12 protein-coding genes are annotated in these 15,608 nt (G+C 69.5%); 1 reads left to right on the top strand and 11 read right to left on the bottom strand.

Features of this window, described 5'->3' with window-relative positions; translation table 11 throughout:
- From OHO83_RS34570 to tkt, 11 genes are all read right to left on the bottom strand, one after another.
- A complete protein-coding gene (locus OHO83_RS34570) occupies nucleotides 1-990 on the bottom strand; it encodes an ABC transporter permease (protein ID WP_266668722.1) in 990 nt (329 codons plus the stop codon).
- 10 nt (nucleotides 991-1,000) lie between these two features.
- On the bottom strand, nucleotides 1,001-2,695 hold the full coding sequence (locus OHO83_RS34565; RefSeq protein ID WP_329435915.1) for an ABC transporter substrate-binding protein: 1,695 nt from the start codon (nucleotides 2,693-2,695) through the stop codon (nucleotides 1,001-1,003).
- A 31-nt stretch (nucleotides 2,696-2,726) separates the two neighbouring features.
- The gene (locus OHO83_RS34560) at nucleotides 2,727-3,593 is read right to left on the bottom strand and encodes an ROK family protein (protein WP_266668726.1); all 867 of its coding nucleotides are present in this window, start codon (nucleotides 3,591-3,593) and stop codon (nucleotides 2,727-2,729) included.
- Between the two features lie 196 nt (nucleotides 3,594-3,789).
- Nucleotides 3,790-5,481: a carbohydrate binding domain-containing protein gene (locus OHO83_RS34555; RefSeq protein WP_266668728.1), complete on the bottom strand. Its 1,692-nt coding sequence runs from the start codon at nucleotides 5,479-5,481 to the stop codon at nucleotides 3,790-3,792.
- Between the two features lie 112 nt (nucleotides 5,482-5,593).
- Nucleotides 5,594-6,193: a histidine phosphatase family protein gene (locus OHO83_RS34550; RefSeq protein WP_330280241.1), complete on the bottom strand. Its 600-nt coding sequence runs from the start codon at nucleotides 6,191-6,193 to the stop codon at nucleotides 5,594-5,596.
- 20 nt (nucleotides 6,194-6,213) lie between these two features.
- Complete coding sequence (gnd, locus tag OHO83_RS34545) at nucleotides 6,214-7,089, bottom strand: phosphogluconate dehydrogenase (NAD(+)-dependent, decarboxylating) (RefSeq protein WP_266676216.1); 876 nt, start codon at nucleotides 7,087-7,089, stop codon at nucleotides 6,214-6,216.
- A 17-nt stretch (nucleotides 7,090-7,106) separates the two neighbouring features.
- Complete coding sequence (gene pgi / locus OHO83_RS34540; RefSeq protein ID WP_330280240.1) at nucleotides 7,107-8,753, bottom strand: glucose-6-phosphate isomerase; 1,647 nt, start codon at nucleotides 8,751-8,753, stop codon at nucleotides 7,107-7,109.
- Nucleotides 8,746-9,681, bottom strand: coding sequence for a glucose-6-phosphate dehydrogenase assembly protein OpcA (gene opcA, locus OHO83_RS34535; protein ID WP_329435911.1), 936 nt, complete (start codon nucleotides 9,679-9,681; stop codon nucleotides 8,746-8,748). The genes pgi and opcA overlap by 8 nt, the downstream gene beginning before the upstream one ends.
- Complete coding sequence (zwf, locus tag OHO83_RS34530; protein ID WP_266668736.1) at nucleotides 9,678-11,210, bottom strand: glucose-6-phosphate dehydrogenase; 1,533 nt, start codon at nucleotides 11,208-11,210, stop codon at nucleotides 9,678-9,680. Before zwf ends, opcA begins: the two co-directional genes overlap by 4 nt.
- Nucleotides 11,207-12,343 carry a transaldolase gene (gene tal / locus OHO83_RS34525; protein ID WP_405601914.1) on the bottom strand — a complete coding sequence of 379 codons (1,137 nt, stop codon included), beginning with the start codon at nucleotides 12,341-12,343 and terminating at the stop codon, nucleotides 11,207-11,209. Before tal ends, zwf begins: the two co-directional genes overlap by 4 nt.
- A 38-nt stretch (nucleotides 12,344-12,381) precedes the next feature.
- Entirely contained in the window at nucleotides 12,382-14,466 is a 2,085-nt protein-coding gene (gene tkt, locus OHO83_RS34520; RefSeq protein ID WP_330280238.1) for a transketolase, read from the bottom strand.
- 193 nt (nucleotides 14,467-14,659) lie between these two features.
- On the opposite strand from tkt, the gene OHO83_RS34515 reads away from it, so the two are divergent.
- Entirely contained in the window at nucleotides 14,660-15,574 is a 915-nt protein-coding gene (locus tag OHO83_RS34515; protein ID WP_330280237.1) for a helix-turn-helix domain-containing protein, read from the top strand.
- The last annotated feature ends 34 nt before the right edge of the window (nucleotides 15,575-15,608 follow it).

The raw sequence follows: 15,608 nt of genomic DNA, 5'->3' as shown, positions 1-15,608 counted from the left end.
TCACCCCTTCGCCCTGGCTCGCGGATCCAGCCACACGGTCGCGATGTCCACCGCGAGCAGCGCCACCAGGACCGCGACCGTGAACAGCATGAACAGCGCCTGCATCAGCGGGTAGTCGACGTTCTGGACGGCGTTGTAGAGGAGGTAGCCGATGCCGGGGTAGTTGAAGACGTACTCGATGAGGATCGCCCCGGAGATGACGAAGCCGAGGGACATGGCGAAGCCGGCCAGGTTGGGCAGGATCGCGTTGCGGGCCGCGTAGCCGTACATGATGCGGCGGGAGCCGAGGCCCTTGGCACGGGCCATCCTGACGTAGTCCTCGGCCAGCGTGGTGATCATGTTGTTGCGCATGGTGAGGATCCAGCCGCCGATCGTCGTGATGAGCAGCGTCGCCGCGGGCAGGACCGCGTGGGACAGGACGCTGCCCACGAAGCCCGGGGAGAAGCCGGGCACGATCGTGGTGTCGTAGTTGAAGTTGGCGGGGAGCCAGCCGCCGGTGCCCTGCGAGAAGACCAGGATCAGCAGCAGGCCCACCCAGAAGTACGGCAGCGCCGAAGTGATCACGAAGATCGGGGGGAGGATCGCGTCGAGGGCGCCGCCACGCCGCCATCCGGAGACCGTGCCGATGAGCGTGCCGAACACGAACGCAAGGACCGTGGTGATGCCGACGAGGCCCAGGGTCCAGGGCAGGGCGCCGCCGATCAGCTTGGTGACCGGCTCGCCCAGCGTCTGGCCGATGGAGCGGCCCCAGTTCCCGGTGAACATGTGGCCCAGGTAGTCGACGTACTGGACCGCCACGTTCTGGTCGGGCTTGAAGCCGAACGACGTCAGCATCTGTTCGAGCGCGTCGCGGGAGACCCGGCCGCGGGTGCGCACGACGAGCGCGTCGACCGGGTCGCCCGGCATGAAGCGCGGGATGAAGAAGTTCAGGGTGAGGGCCGCCCAGAGCGTGAGGAGAAAGAACCCCAGGCGGCGCAGTATGAAGCGCACAGGTCACCGCCTACTGGGCCGACTTGGAGTACAGGTGGGTGAGCACCTGGCCCGTGTCGGGGAAGTTGTAGGCCGCGGGCTGGGCGTAGGGGTTGTCCTCGGTGGGCCAGCCGCCGATGTCCTTGGTGTTGTACTGGAACCAGTCGACCGACTCGACGACCGGGATCACCGGCACGTCGTCGATCATGTACTGGGCGACCTGCTTGACGATGTCGACCTGCTCGTTCTCGCTCGCGGAGGCGTAGTCGTTGAGGAGCTGGTCGACCTTCGGGTTCCTGTAGCGCTCCCAGTTGCTGGCGGCGTTCTTGCCGAGCGGCGCGGTGTTCGCGGAGTGCAGCATCTGGCGCAGCTCGTAGTACGGGGTGGGGCCGCTGGTCTGCTGGCTGTAGTAGGCCAGGTCGTAGTCGCCGGTGTAGAGCTTGCCCACCATGGTCTGCTGGGCGAGGTCCTGGACGGTGAGGTCGATGCCGACGGCCTTCAGGTTCTGCTTGATGACGTTGAGGGAGGCGTCCCAGTCGGTGTAGCCGGTGATCGTGATGATCTTCAGCTTGAGCGGCTTGGACGGGGAGTAGCCGAGCCCGGCCATCAGCTTCTTGGCGCGGGCGGGGTCCGGCTTGTCGAAGCCCGCCTTCTCGACGGCCGCCTTGTCGTAGTACTTGTCGAACGTCGGCGTGACGATGCCCGACTGGTTGGCGGCCGGCTCCTGCCCGCCGACCCCGATCTTCGAGACCTTGTCGCGGTCGATGGCGTACGAGATCGCCTGCCGGACCTTGAGGTTGCTGGTCATCTTGTGGGACGGGTCCAGGTTCGGGTGGATGCTGACGTTCTGGACGGGCGGTGACCACGTGTGGTTGTCGGGCGACTTGTCGAGGTAGAACTGCTTGATGCCCGGGATGAACTGGCTGCCCCACTGCGCCTTGCCGTTGGCGAGGTCGAGGTTGGCGGGGCCGTTGTCGAGGTAGGCCGGGTACTCGACCTTCTGGATGTACGGCTTGCCCTGCTGCCAGTAGTCGGGGTTGGCGGTGTACTGGATGTTGTTCGGCGAGCAGGGGTCGACCTCGAACGGGCCGGTGCCGACGGGCTTCTTGTCGACCCAGGTGTCGGGGTGGGCGGCGGCCGCGCCGGTGCCGAAGACGTGCTCCGGCACGATGGCGACCTGGTGGGCGAAGGCGTAGAAGTAGGGCTGCGCGGCCTTCTCGAACTTCAGGGTGACCTGGTCGCCAGAGGCGGTCGCCGACCGGAGTCCGGCCGTGGTCCACAGGGCGTACAGGTCGGTGGACTTGACGCGCTTCATGAGGTCGAAGGTGAAGGCGACGTCCTTGGCGGTGAACGGCTTGCCGTCGTTCCACTTCACTCCGGAGCGGATCGTGAAGTCGATCTGCGTCTTGTCGGCGTTCCACTTGTAGCTCTTGGCGAGCATCGGTGTCTCGGCCTGGTTCTTGAGGGTGTTGACGTGGATCAGGGGTTCGTAGACGAAGCCGATGGAGGTGTTGTAGACGGCCGGGTTGAACGGGTTGAAGTTGCAGGTCCAGGTCTGCCCCGCCGTGTTGGCGATGGTGACCGTACCGCCCTTCTTCTTCGGGCCGCTGCTCTGTGTGGCGTCGTTGCTGTCGGAGCCGCCTTTGTGCTTGGTCTCCGAACAGGCCGTCGCCGTCACGGCGAGCGCGCCGATGACCGCTGCGGCGAGGATGCGCGTGGGCCTCATGTCCTGCCAGTCCCTTCGTGGGCCGGGTGCGTCAGGTTCCGGTGCGCGCGGCCTCGACGGCCAGCGCGAGTGCCCCGAGCAGGGGCGCGTCGTACGGGTGCGCTGCGGGTACGAGCTGCGGCGGGTAGGGCACGGCCGCGTCCAGGGCGGTGCGCAGCGGTGCGTGCAGAGCACCCCAGGAGCGGACCATCCCGCCGCCGACGACGATCCGCCGGGGATCCACGGCGATGGCGAGGTTGACGAGGTGGAAGGCCAGCTCGTCGATGAACTCACCGATGTGCTCGGCGAGTTCGGTGGAGCCGTTCGCCTGCGCGGCCTGGCTGAGGGCCTTGCCGCTGACGACGTCCTCCAGCGGGATCCGGTCGCCGGAGCCCCGTCCGACGTCGGCGACCGTGCGCAGGTTGTAACCGATCTCGCCGGACGCGCCGTGCCGTCCGGCCACGACCGTGCCGCCGGCCACGATGGCGACGGCGAGCCCGGTGCCGAGGTTGACGTACAGGCCCGGGTCGCAGCCCTTCAACGCCCCGGCATCGTGCTCGTAGCGCGCCGCGGCCTTCACGTCGGTGGCCAGGCGGAGCTGCGACTCGGGGAATTCCAGGGCGAGTTCACGGCCGAGGGCCAGCTCTTCCCAGCCCGGGATGTTCGGGGCGAGGGCGACGCCTTCGGCGCCGGGGATGCCGATGGTGGACACCCCGACGGCGACGGGTTCACGGCCGTCGAGAAGTGTCCGGGCGGCGCCCACGGCCCTTTTGAGGCCGGCCCGTGCGCCGTGCTCCGCCGCGGTCTCGACGGTGAGGTCGTGCAACCGGGTGCCGTGCTGGTCTGCGACGGTCAGGGCCGTCTTGGTGCCGCCGAAATCCAGGGCGAGAACGACGGGCGTGGAGGGGGGCACGTTCACATGGAGCTCCTCACGCGGGAGGGAGGCGCCAGTAAAGTTACGTAACTAAACGAGGTTGCCCGGGACTGTACGCGCGATGCGTCTCCCGCGTAAGCCCTCGCGGTCACAACGAAGTCGAGGATCTTCCGAGGCTCCCGGGCGTTCGGCAACGACAAGGCCCCCGGGGATCCCGGGGGCCTGGCCGGTGCGCGGGTGCTCAGCCGGTGAACCCGGCTGTGATCTTCGTGAACTGCCAGTTGTCCTGGCTGATGCCGGAGCAGTTCTCCGCCACTCCCCCGCCCGCGCACGGCCGGTCACGGTTGACCGACCAGAAGGCGAGGCGGGCGATGTGGTGGCTGTTGGCCCAGTCCTTGACCTGGGTCCAGATCGCCGGCGTCGTGGTCTCCTGCTGGTCGCTGAGGCCGTTCATGCCGGAGATGCCGATGTGGGCGTACGCCGTCGTGTCGTCCCAGCCGAAGACCGACTTGAGCTTGGTCTTGAGGCCCTCGGCGGCGTTCACGGTGCTGCCGTACATGTCGGAGCCGCCGCCGAAGTCGAACGGCATGATCGTGAAGACGTCGATGTCCGCGTTCAGGGCCTTGGACTGCTCGATGAGGCGGTTGCCGTAGTACGTCGGTCCGGTGGTCGAGGTGCCGAAGGTGAGGATCGTGCGCAGGCCCGGGTTGTTGGCCTTGACGATCTTCAGGGCGCCCAGGATGCGGTCCTGGACGGCCTCGTTCTCGAACTCGTCGGAGTTCTCGATGTCGACGTCGATGGCCTTGAGCCCGTAGGCGTCGATGACCTTCTGGTAGGCGCCCGCGAGGGCTTCGGGTGTCGAGCAGTTGGGGCCGAGCTTGTTGCCGCTCCAGCCGCCGATGGACGGGACGATGTCGCCGCCCGCGGAGCGGATGGCGTTGATCGCGGTCTGGTCCTGGCCGCCGGTGAGGGCGCGCTGGCCGTCCCAGGCGGGGTTGCAGCCGCCGGAGGAGAGGACGAACGCCATCGTGAACCACTTGACGCCGGTCGCGTTCATCACCGTGGCCGGGCTGGGCGGGTCACCCCAGCCGGTGTAGAAGTACGGGGCCGCCTGCTTGAAGCCGGTGCCGCCGCCGGAGCCCTGATCCGTGGTCACGGAGACCGAGTTGGAGGCGGCTGAGGCGTTGCCGGCCGCGTCATGGGCCTTGACCGTGAAGGCGTACGCGGTGCTCGGCGAGAGGCCGCTGACGGTGGCGCTCGTACCGGAGACCGTCAGGAGCTTGTTGCTGCCGCCGCTGTAGATGTCGTAGCCGGTGACGCCGACGTTGTCGCTCGCCCCGGTCCAGGACAGGGAGACGCTCGTCGAGGTCTTGCCGGTGGACTTCAGGGCCGTGGGGGCGGTGGGCGCCTGGGTGTCGCCGCCTCCGCCACCGGGTCCGTCGAGGCTGATGTCGTCGGCGTAGTAGGTGCCTTGCGCGTACCAGCCCTGGGTGTAGATGGTGGCGCTGGTCTGGGAGGCGCCGGTCGTGAACTGCACCGTCAACTGGCTGTACGCGGTCGGGGACTGCGTCCAGGTCGAGGCCCCGCCGTCCACGCCGAGGTAGACGTAGTTGCCGCGCACCCAGCCCGAGAGGGTGTACGCGGTGTTCGGCTGGACGGAGACGGTCTGGCTGCACTTCGCGTTGTCGCTGGAACTGGCCGCCCCCGAGAGGGCTTTGGTGCCGCCGTGGACCGGGCTGGACACGACCGAGCCGAGCCCGCCGGAGCAGGTCCACGGGCTCGTGCTGCCGCTTTCGAAGCCCGCGTTGGACAGCACGTTCGCCGCCTGTGCGGTGGCGGGGAGGGCGACCGCGCCGGCCACGGCGAGTGCGGCGGATCCGATGAGGGCGAGAAGGCGGGGCCTTGCGGAGCGTCTCTTGCGTCTGGAGAACACATGAACTCCCGGTGGGGGCAAGGGGATTGGACCGGACACCAGCGGCGCGCGAGGCGCGACCACCAAGTTGGTATGGACCAATCCCCTTGTCAAGACCCCGCGTTCACCCGGTTCACTCGTGTCCGGGTGCCCGCACGTTCCACTCCGCGATCACCGGTCGCCCGTGCTCCGTCGAAAGGCGGCTCACCGTCCCGGTCGCCAGCTGGAACAGCCGGCCGTCCGCCGGGGCGAGGCCCAGGCGGCGGGCCGTGAGCACGCGCAGGACGTGGGCGTGGGCCACGAGGACCACGTCGCCCTGCGCGAGCGCGGGCGCCACACGGGCCAGGACGCGGTCGGCCCGCTCGCCGACGGCCTCCGGGGACTCGCCGGGCCCGCCCTGAAGACCCTGCGGGACGCCCTGGGTCCACAGGTCCCAGTCGGGGCGGGTGCGGTGGATCTCGCGTGTGGTGACGCCTTCGTAGGCGCCGTAGTGCCACTCGTGAAGATCCGCCTCCGGCCTGGCCCCGCTCAGGCCCGCGAGGTCGGCGGTGCGGACCGCGCGGCCGAGCGGGCTGGTGAGGACGAGGGCGTACAGGCGTCCGGCGAGGAGCGGGGCGAGGGACTTGGCCTGTTCCTCGCCGTGCTGGGTGAGGGGCTTGTCCGTCCAGCTGGTGTGCTGTCCGGACAGGCTCCACTCCGTTTCGCCGTGGCGGACCAGCAGGAGGTCGCCCATGGCTGTCGTCTCTCTCCTGATCACTTCTTCTCGACGGCGTGGCCGCCGAACTGATTGCGCAGGGCGGCGATCATCTTCATCTGCGGCGAGTCGTCCTGGCGCGAGGCGAAGCGCGCGAAGAGGGACGCGGTGATCGCCGGCAGCGGAACCGCGTTGTCGATGGCCGCCTCGACCGTCCAGCGGCCCTCTCCGGAGTCGGCGGCGAAGCCACGCAGCTTCTCCAGGTGCTCGTCGTCGTCCAGCGCGTTGACCGCCAGGTCGAGCAGCCAGGAACGGATGACCGTGCCCTCCTGCCAGGAGCGGAAGACCTCACGCACATCGGTGACGGAGTCGACCTTCTCCAGGAGCTCCCAGCCCTCGGCGTAGGCCTGCATCATCGCGTACTCGATGCCGTTGTGGACCATCTTGGAGAAGTGCCCGGCACCGACCTTGCCGGCGTGGACGTAGCCGAAGTCGCCTTCGGGCTTGAGGGCGTCGAAGACGGGCTGGACGCGGGCGATGTGCTCCTTGTCGCCGCCGACCATGAGGGCGTAGCCGTTCTCCAGGCCCCAGACGCCGCCGGAGACGCCGGCGTCGACGAAGCCGATGCCCTTGGTGGCGAGCTCGGCCGCGTGCTTCTCGTCGTCGGTCCAGCGGGAGTTGCCGCCGTCCACGACGATGTCGCCGGGCGAGAGAAGCTCCTTCAGCTCGTCGATCGTCGACTGGGTGGCGGCACCCGCGGGGACCATCACCCAGACCACGCGCGGGCCTTCGAGCTTCTCGACGAGCTCGGCGAGGGAGGCGACGTCGGAGACCTCGGGGTTGCGGTCGTAGCCGATGACGGTGTGGCCGGCGCGGCGGATGCGCTCGCGCATGTTGCCGCCCATCTTGCCGAGGCCGATGAGTCCGAGCTGTATCGCGGTCATGTCTGTCTTCACTTCTTCCGGAGCGTGCGGTAGGTGGCGACGAGCGCCTGGGTGGAGGCGTCGAGGCCGGGGACGTCGGCGCCCTGGGTGAGGGCGGGTTCGACGCGCTTGGCGAGGACCTTGCCGAGTTCGACGCCCCACTGGTCGAAGGAGTCGATGTTCCAGACGGCGCCCTGGACGAACACCTTGTGCTCGTAGAGGGCGATGAGCTGGCCCAGGACGGAGGGGGTGAGTTCCTTCGCCAGGACGGTGGTCGTGGGGTGGTTGCCCTTGAAGGTGCGGTGGGGCACCTGCGCCTCGGGGACGCCCTCGGCGCGGACCTCGTCGGCGGTCTTGCCGAAGGCGAGGGCCTGGCCCTGCGCGAACAGGTTGGCCATCAACAGGTCGTGCTGCTCGGCCAGTTGAGCGGAGAGCTCGCCGACCGGGCGGGCGAAGCCGATCAGGTCGGCCGGGATGACCTTCGTGCCCTGGTGGATCAGCTGGTAGTAGGCGTGCTGCCCGTTGGTGCCGGGAGTGCCCCAGACGACGGGCCCCGTCTGCCACTCCACCGGGCGGCCCTCGCGGTCCACGGACTTGCCGTTGGACTCCATGTCGAGCTGCTGGAGGTACGCCGTGAACTTGGACAGGTAGTGCGAGTACGGCAGGACCGCGTGCGACTGGGCGTCGTGGAAGTTGCCGTACCAGATGCCCAACAGACCCATCAGGAGCGGGGCGTTCGCCTCGGCGGGGGCGGTGCGGAAGTGCTCGTCGACGAGATGGAACCCGTCGAGCATCTCACGGAACGCGTCCGGGCCGATCGCGATCATCAGCGAGAGGCCGATCGCCGAGTCGTAGGAGTAGCGCCCGCCGACCCAGTCCCAGAACTCGAACATGTTGGCCGTGTCGATGCCGAAGTCGGAGACCTTCTCGGCGTTCGTCGACAGGGCCACGAAGTGCTTCGCGACCGCGGAGTCGTCGCCGAGCGCCTTGAGCAGCCAGCTGCGTGCCGCCGTGGCGTTGGTGATCGTCTCGATCGTCGTGAACGTCTTCGAGGCGATGATGAACAGCGTCTCGGCGGGGTCGAGATCACGCACGGCCTCGTGCAGGTCCGCACCGTCCACGTTCGACACGAAACGGACCGTCAGGTCCCGGTCGGTGAAGGAGCGAAGCACCTCGTACGCCATCGCGGGACCCAGGTCCGAGCCGCCGATACCGATGTTCACGACGTTCTTGATCCGCTTGCCGGTGTGGCCCGTCCACTCCCCCGAACGGACCTTGCCCGCGAAGACGGCCATCTTGTCGAGAACGGCATGCACCTGCGGGACGACATCCACACCGTCGACCTCGATCACCGCGTCACGCGGGGCCCGCAGCGCCGTGTGCAGCACGGCCCGGTCCTCCGTCGTGTTGATCTTCTCGCCACGGAACATGGCGTCGCGCTGTCCGAACACGTCGGTCGCGGTGGCCAGTTCCTGGAGCAGGGCGAGCGTCTCGTCCGTGATCAGGTGCTTGGAGTAGTCGATGTGCAGGTCGCCTACCTGGACGGTGTAGCGCCCGGCGCGGTCCGGGTCGGTGGTGAACAGATCCCGCAGATGAACCTGGCGCTGCTTCGCGCGGTGGTCCGAGAGGGCCGTCCACTGGGGGCGGACCGTGAGATGCGGGGTGGTGTCAGGCATGTTGAACGCGCTCCTTGGTGCCGTCGCCGCGCAGGGCGACGGCGTACATCTCGTCCGCGTCGAGGCGGCGGAGTTCTTCGGCGATCAGCTCGGAGGTGCTGCGGACCTTGAGGGCCAGGGTGCGCTGCGGCTGGCCGGGCAGGGTGAGCTGGGCGAGCGGGCCCTCGGGGCGGTCGATGCGGATCTCGCCGCCGGCCGTGCCGAGGCGGACGGCGGTGACGACCGGGCCCGCGGTGGTGACGCGCTCGACGGGCACGCCGAGGCGGACGCCCAGCCAGCGGGCGAGCAGCTCGGCGCTGGGGTTCTCGGCCTCGCTCTCGACGGCCGCCGAGATGATCTCGGCACCCGCCTGGTCGAGGGCGGCAGCGAGCATGGAGCGCCACGGGGTGAGGCGGGTCCAGGCGAGGTCGGTGTCGCCGGGGGCGTACGAGGCGGCGCGGGCGGCCAGCGCGGACAGCGGGTCCTCGACGGCGTACGTGTCGGTGATACGGCGCTGCGCGAGGGCACCCAGGGGGTCCTTGGCGGGAACCTCGGGGGCGTCGACGGGCCACCAGACGACGACGGGCGCGTCCGGGAGCAGCAGCGGCAGGACGACGGAGTCGGCGTGCTGGCCGACCTCGCCGTACAGGCGCAGCAGGACGGTCTCGCCGGTGCCGGCGTCCGCGCCGACCCGCACCTCGGCGTCGAGGCGGTTGCCCTGGCGGTCGCGGGGCGAGCGGGCGTGCCGCTTGATCACGACGAGGGTGCGCGAGGGGTGCTCGCGGGAGGCCTCCTCGGCGGCCTTGATGGAGTCGTAGGCGTTCTCCTCGTCGGTCACGATGACCATCGTGAGGACCATGCCCACGGCCGGGGTGCCAATCGCCCTGCGGCCTTCCACCAGGGCCTTGTTGACCTTGCTTGCCGTCGTGTCGGTCAGGTCGATCTTCATGGCCTGCGCCAGCTCCGTCCGTCTCGTGCGAGCATCTCGTCCGCTTCCTTCGGGCCCCAGCTTCCCGAGGCGTACTGCGCGGGCCGGCCGTGGGTGTCCCAGTGGCCCTCGATCGGGTCGAGGATCTTCCAGGACTCCTCCACCTCCTCCGTACGGGGGAAGAGGTTGGCGTCGCCGAGCAGGACGTCCAGGATGAGCCGTTCGTACGCCTCCGGGCTGGACTCGGTGAAGGACTCGCCGTACGCGAAGTCCATCGACACGTCCCGGATCTCCATCGAGGTACCCGGGACCTTCGAGCCGAAGCGTACGGTCATGCCCTCGTCGGGCTGGACGCGGATGACCACGGCGTTCTGGCCGAGTTCCTCCGTGGCGGTGGAGTCGAACGGGGAGTGCGGGGCGCGCTGGAAGACGACGGCGATCTCGGTGACGCGGCGGCCGAGACGCTTGCCCGTGCGCAGGTAGAAAGGGACGCCGGCCCAGCGGCGGTTGTCGACCTCGAGCTTGATGGCCGCGTAGGTGTCGGTCTTCGACTTGGGGTCGATGCCGTCTTCCTGGAGGTAGCCGGGGACCTTCTCGCCGCCCTGCCAGCCGGGCGCGTACTGGGCGCGGACGGTGTGCTCGCCGAGATTCTCGGGCAGCCGCACCGACTTGAGGACCTTGAGCTTCTCCGTGAGGAGCGACTCGGCGTCGAAGGAGGCGGGTTCCTCCATGGCGGTGAGGGCCATGAGCTGGAGGAGGTGGTTCTGGATGACGTCACGGGCGGCGCCGATGCCGTCGTAGTAGCCGGCGCGGCCGCCGATGCCGATGTCCTCGGCCATCGTGATCTGCACGTGGTCGACGTAACTCCGGTTCCAGACGGGTTCGTACATCTGGTTGGCGAAGCGGAGGGCCAGGATGTTCTGGACGGTCTCCTTGCCGAGGTAGTGGTCGATCCGGAAGACCTGGTCGGGGGCGAACACGTCGTGCACGATCGCGTTGAGTTCGCGGGCGCTGGCCAGGTCGTGGCCGAACGGCTTCTCGATGACCGCGCGGCGCCAGGAGCCCTCGGGTCCGTCGGCGAGGCCGTGCTTCTTCAGCTGCTGCACGACCTGCGGGAAGAACTTCGGCGGCACGGAGAGGTAGAAGGCGTAGTTGCCGCTGGTGCCGCGCTTCTCGTCGAGGTCGTCGACGGCCTCGCGCAGCTGCTTGAACGCCGTGTCGTCGTCGAAGTCGCCGGGGATGAAGCGCATGCCTTCGACGAGCTGCTGCCAGACCTCCTCGCGGAACTCGGTGCGGGAGTGCTCGCGCACCGCGTCGTGGACGACCTGGGCGAAGTCCTGGTCCTCCCACTCGCGGCGGGCGAAGCCGACGAGCGAGAAGCCCGGCGGCAGCAGTCCGCGGTTGGCGAGGTCGTAGACGGCCGGCATCAGCTTCTTGCGGGACAGGTCGCCGGTGACGCCGAAGATGACGAGCCCGGAGGGGCCCGCGATGCGCGGCAGGCGGCGGTCGCGGGGATCCCTCAGCGGGTTCTGCCAAGCAGTGGTGCTCACTTGGCCTGCGCCTCCTTGCCGGCGAGGCGGTTCGCGACGGTGCCGAGCAGGTCGTTCCACGCGACGTCGAACTTGGCGACGCCCTCGTCCTCGAGCTGCTGGACGACCTCGTCGTAGGAGATGCCGAGCGCGTCGACGGCCTTGAGGTCGGCGCGGGCCTGCTCGTAGCCGCCCGTCACCGTGTCACCGGTGATCTCGCCGTGGTCGGCGGTGGCCTTCAGGGTGCCCTCCGGCATCGTGTTCACCGTGCCGGGGGCGACGAGCTCGTCGACGTACAGGGTGTCCTTGTACGCGGGGTCCTTGACGCCGGTGGAGGCCCACAGCGGGCGCTGCTTGTTGGCGCCGGCGGTCTCCAGCTTCGTGGCGCGCTCGGAGGCGAAGACCTCTTCGTACGCCTCGTACGCGAGGCGGGCGTTGGCGAGGGCGGCCCTGCCCTTGAGGGACTTGGCCTCGTCGGTGCCGACCCGGTCGAGGCGCTTGTCGATCTCGGCGTCGACGCGCGAGACGAAGAAGGAGGCGACGGAGTGGATGCCCGCCAGGTCGATGCCCGCGGCCTGCGCCTTCTCCAGGCCCGTGAGGTAGGCGTCCATGACGGCGCGGTAGCGCTCCAGGGAGAAGATCAGCGTGACGTTGACGCTGATGCCGAGGCCGATGACCTCGGTGATGGCCGGAAGGCCCGCCTTCGTCGCCGGAATCTTGATCATGACGTTCGGGCGGTCGACCAGCCAGGCCAGCTGCTTGGCCTCGGCGACGGTGGCCGCCGTGTTGTGGGCGAGGCGCGGGTCGACCTCGATGGAGACGCGGCCGTCGCGGCCCTGCGTCGCGTCGTACACGGGGCGCAGGATGTCGGCGGCGGCGCGGACGTCGGCCGTTGTCATCATGCGGACCGCCTCGTCGACGGTGACGCCGCGGGTGGCGAGGTCCGCGAGCTGCTCCTCGTAGCCCTCACCGGAGCCGATGGCCGCCTGGAAGATCGAGGGGTTCGTCGTGACGCCCACGACGTGGCTGTTCTCGATCAGGCCGGCGAGGTTGCCGGACTCGATGCGCTTGCGGGACAGGTCGTCCAGCCAGATGGAAACGCCTTCGCCGGCAAGGGACTTGAGGGGCGTGACGGTGGAGTCGGCGTTGCTCATGTTCTTCATCTTCCTTCGGGTGTACGGGTGCGTACGGGTCAGGCGCGGGCGGCGGTGAGGGACTCGCGCGCCCGGGCGGCGATGTTGTCGGCGGTGAAGCCGTACTCGGCGAAGAGCGTGGCGGCGTCGGCGGAGGCGCCGAAGTGCTCCAGGGAGACGATGCGTCCGGCGTCGCCGACGTAGCGGTACCAGGTCAGCCCGATGCCGGCCTCGACGGCGACGCGCGCCTTCACGGACGACGGCAGGACGCTGTCCTTGTAGTCCTGCGACTGCTCCTCGAACCACTCGACGGACGGCATCGACACGACGCGCGTGCCGATCCCCTCGGCCTCCAGTTGCTCGCGGGCGGCCACGGCGAGGTGCACCTCGGAGCCGGTCGCGATCAGGATGAGGTCGGGCGTCCCGGTGGAGGCCTCGCGCAGCACGTAACCGCCCTTCGCCGCCCGCTCGTCGAGCTCGTACGTGGGCACGCCCTGACGGGTCAGCGCGAGGCCGTGCGGGGCCGGCCTGGTCGTGCCGCGGCGCAGGATCTCGCGCCAGGCGACGGTGGTCTCGTTGGCGTCGGCCGGGCGGACGATGTTCAGGCCCGGGATGGCGCGCAGGGAGGCGAGGTGCTCGACGGGCTGGTGCGTGGGGCCGTCCTCGCCCAGGCCGATGGAGTCGTGGGTCCACACGTACGTGACGGGGAGCTGCATCAGCGCGGAGAGGCGGACCGAGTTGCGCATGTAGTCGGAGAACACCAGGAAGGTGCCGCCGTAGATGCGGGTGTTGCCGTGCAGCGCGATGCCGTTCATCTCGGCGGCCATCGAGTGCTCGCGGATGCCGAAGTGGATCGTGCGGCCGTACGGGTCGGCCTCCGGCAGCGGGTTGTCCGCCGGCAGGAACGACGACGTCTTGTCGATCGTCGTGTTGTTCGAGCCCGCCAGGTCGGCGGAGCCGCCCCACAGCTCGGGGATGACCGGGCCGAGCGCCTGGAGGACCTTGCCGGACGCGGCGCGCGTCGCGACCTTCGTGCCCTCGTCGAAGGACGGGAGCGCCTGCTCCCAGCCCTCGGGGAGGCGGCCGGCGACCACGCGGTCGAGGAGGGCGGAGCGCTCGGGCTCGGCCGTGCGCCACTCGCCGAGCCGCTTGTCCCACTCGGCGTGCGCGTCGGCGCCGCGGTCGAGGGCCCCGCGGGTGTGGGCGATGACGTCGTCGGCGACCTCGAAGGTCTGCTCCGGGTCGAAGCCGAGGACGCGCTTGGTGGCGGCGATCTCCTCGGCGCCGAGGGCGGAGCCGTGGGACGCCTCGGTGTTCCGCGCGTTCGGGGCGGGCCAGGCGATGATCGTGCGCATCGCGATGATGGACGGGCGGGCGGTCTCGGCCTTCGCCGCGGCCAGCGCCTCGTACAGGGCCTGCACGTCGGTGTCGCCGTCGGCCTTGGGCTCGATGCGCCGGACGTGCCAGCCGTAGGCCTCGTACCGCTTCAGGACGTCCTCGGAGAACGCGGTGGCGGTGTCGCCCTCGATGGAGATGTGGTTGTCGTCGTAGACGAAGACGAGGTTGCCGAGCTTCTGGTGGCCGGCGAGGGAGGAGGCCTCGGCGGAGATGCCCTCCTCCAGGTCGCCGTCGGAGACGATCGCCCAGATGGTGTGGTCGAAGGGGGACTCGCCCTCGGGGGCCTCGGGGTCGAAGAGGCCGCGCTCGTAACGGGCGGCCATCGCCATGCCCACGGCGTTGGCTACGCCCTGCCCGAGGGGTCCGGTCGTCGTCTCGACACCGGCGGTGTGGCCGTACTCGGGGTGGCCGGGGGTCTTCGAGCCGTGGGTGCGGAACGCCTTCAGGTCGTCCAGCTCCAGCTCGTAGCCGGAGAGGAAGAGCTGGGTGTAGAGGGTGAGGCTGGTGTGGCCCGGCGAGAGGACGAAGCGGTCGCGGCCGGTCCACTCGGGGTCGGCCGGGTCGTGGCGCATGACCTTCTGGAAGAGGGTGTACGCGGCGGGGGCCAGGCTCATCGCCGTACCCGGGTGTCCGTTGCCGACCCGCTGCACGGCATCGGCCGCGAGCAGGCGCGCGGTGTCGACGGCACGCCGGTCGAGGTCACTCCACTCGAAGGGGCCGAGGGCGTCCGGTGTCTGCGTGCTCATCTGTACGACTTCCTTCGCATCCGTTGTGCATCCGAGGTACCGAAAGGCACCGCCCGGCCAGGCCGAAAGCGCTGGTCGAGCTACCTACGAATCTAAAGGTCATACTTTTGGCGCGGCAGGTGCCCCCGTGCCAGCGTTCGGTGAAAATGGGACACCTACAGGAGACCGAGCCGATTCGAGTCAAGGAAATTGGATGACGGAGCAGGGTGGCGCACATCCGAGCGCACATATGGGAGAGGGGGAGCACATCCGTACGTATCCCTTCGACCCCAGCGCCAGCGTGTCCGGGGTCGGAATACAGATCGGCCCGATGGGCACGGAGGGCCCCTGGGCGGGCGGCGTCGGCCTGTCGCGCCGGGTGCACCGGATCGACTTCCACGTCCTGCTCTTCTTCCGCGAGGGCCCGGTCCACCACATGATCGACTTCACGGAGTACGAGGTCGAAGCCGGCGACATCCTGTGGATCCGGCCCGGCCAGGTGCACGGCTTCTCGACGAGCCAGCGTTACGTCGGCACGGCGCTCACCATGCAGCCCGGCTTCCTGCCGCGCGCGATCGTCGAGGCGACGGGCCTGTACCGCTACGACCGGCCGCCCCTGCTCCATCCCGACGAGGCCCAACTCGCCGCCCTGGACGCCTCGTTGGAGCAGCTGAAGCGCGAGTACCTGGACACGTCGACGCTGCCGCTGAGCCTGCACACCTCCGTGCTGCGGCACTCGCTCACGGCCTTCATGCTGCGGGTGGCGCATGTGTCGGCGCAGGCGGCGGCGGACGAGTGCAGGCCGCAGCCGGACACGACGTTCAGCCGCTTCCGCACGGCGGTCGAGCAGGGCTTCACCACGAACCACAGCGTGAGCGCGTACGCCGACGAGCTCGGCTACTCCCGGCGCACCCTCGTCCGCGCGGTGCGGGCGGCGACGGGCCAGACCCCGAAGGCGTTCATCGACCGCCGGGTGACCCTGGAGGCGAAGCGCCTGCTGGCCCACACGGACCTGCCGGTGGGCCGGATCGGCGCGGCCGTCGGCATCGGGGACTCGGCGAACTTCTCGAAGTACTTCCAGCAGCACACGGGCGTGACACCGGCGGCGTTCCGGGCCGAACAGGCCTGATACACCTCACTTTCCGCAGGTATGCACAGACCCG

Source organism: Streptomyces sp. NBC_00569 (assembly GCF_036345255.1).
Taxonomy (GTDB): Bacteria; Actinomycetota; Actinomycetes; order Streptomycetales; family Streptomycetaceae; genus Streptomyces.
This window is presented reverse-complemented; position numbering and strand designations above follow the sequence as displayed.